This is a genomic window from Nocardioides sp. P5_E3, assembly GCF_054049275.1.
The window spans coordinates 1-1,209 of the sequence record NZ_JBFUMR010000065.1 but is presented as its reverse complement, the minus strand read 5'-3'; the positions used below and the strand labels follow the sequence as shown (position 1 = coordinate 1,209).

Below are 1,209 nucleotides of genomic sequence, written 5' to 3'. Positions count from 1 at the left end.
TTGAGATCTTCTTGGATCAACGTAGTCAGGCGTTCGCGGGGTGTGTAGTAGCCCAGGCGTTTGCGGGGACGGTCGTTGAGCTCGTCAGCGATGGTCTGCAGGTCGGTGGCGCTGTGGACCGATAGGTCGGTGCCTTTGGGGAGGTACTCGCGCAAGAGCCCGTTGATGTTCTCGTTGCTGCCGCGCTGCCAGGGCTTGTAGGGGTCGGCGAAGTAGACGTCGATGCCGGTACGGGCGGTGAGGTGGGCGTGGTTGGCCATCTCGATGCCGCGGTCCCAGGTCAGGGTCTTGGTCAATTGGGCTGGGTAGCGACTCATCGCCAACGCGACGGCGTCAATGACGTCCTCGCTCTTGCGGCCGTGGGCGATGTGGCCCAGGACGACGTAGCCGCTGACTCGTTCGACGATGGTCGCGACCGCGGAGTTGGAGCCCTTGGCGCCGATGATCAGGTCGCCTTCGTGGTGTCCGGGCACGAGGCGGCCCTCGACCTCCTCGGGCCGTTCGGTGATGCTGACCGCACCCACGATGCGGCTGCCGTTCTTGCGGCGTCCGCGGGGCCGGCGCACCGTGCGGCCGCTGCGCAGGGTGGCTTTGAGCTCACGGGCCATCTCGCCGCGGGGATAGATGTAGATGCTGCGATAGATCGACTCGTGGCTGACCTGCATGCGGTCATTGTCCGGGTGCAGCAGCCTCAGCCGCCCCGCGATCTGGTCGGGTGAGAGCCGCTGGCCCAGCATCTGCTGCACCACCGCGCGCAGCATCGGGTTGCATCCGATCTTCGAGACCTTGGGGCGGCGTTGCCGCTGCCAGGCCATCGTGTGGGCCCGCTCGGGTTGGTACCCGCCGGTGCGTGGGTCGCGGTTACGGGCCAGCTCGCGGCAGATCGTTGAAGGCGACCGGCCCATCCGTCGGGCAGCCTCGCGCTGGGAGCATCCGGACTCGAGCAGCCGCGCGAGCTCGTAGCGTTCATCGCGGTCCAGGTAGCGGCCGCTGTACTCAATACTCTGTGGTCGATACACGCCACCGAGGCTCTGATGCAGGTCGTAGATGTAGGACTTCGACACGCCGCTGACCCGGGCAGCCTGCATCGGGTTCAGCCCCGAACGCAGCAGCCCGATCACCTCCAACCGACGCGACTCAGCCAACTTCAGTCCAGCCACAACACCCTCCAAACATCAGGCGTTGCAACAATCCCCTGACGCCAAGGTC

At 66.1% G+C, this 1,209-nt stretch carries 1 protein-coding gene; it reads right to left on the bottom strand.

The features are described 5' to 3' along the window. A partial coding sequence (locus ACXJKB_RS22685) for an IS30 family transposase (RefSeq protein ID WP_457192477.1) occupies positions 1–1,160 on the bottom strand: 1,160 nt, incomplete at its 3' end. Between the last annotated feature and the right edge of the window lie 49 nt (positions 1,161–1,209).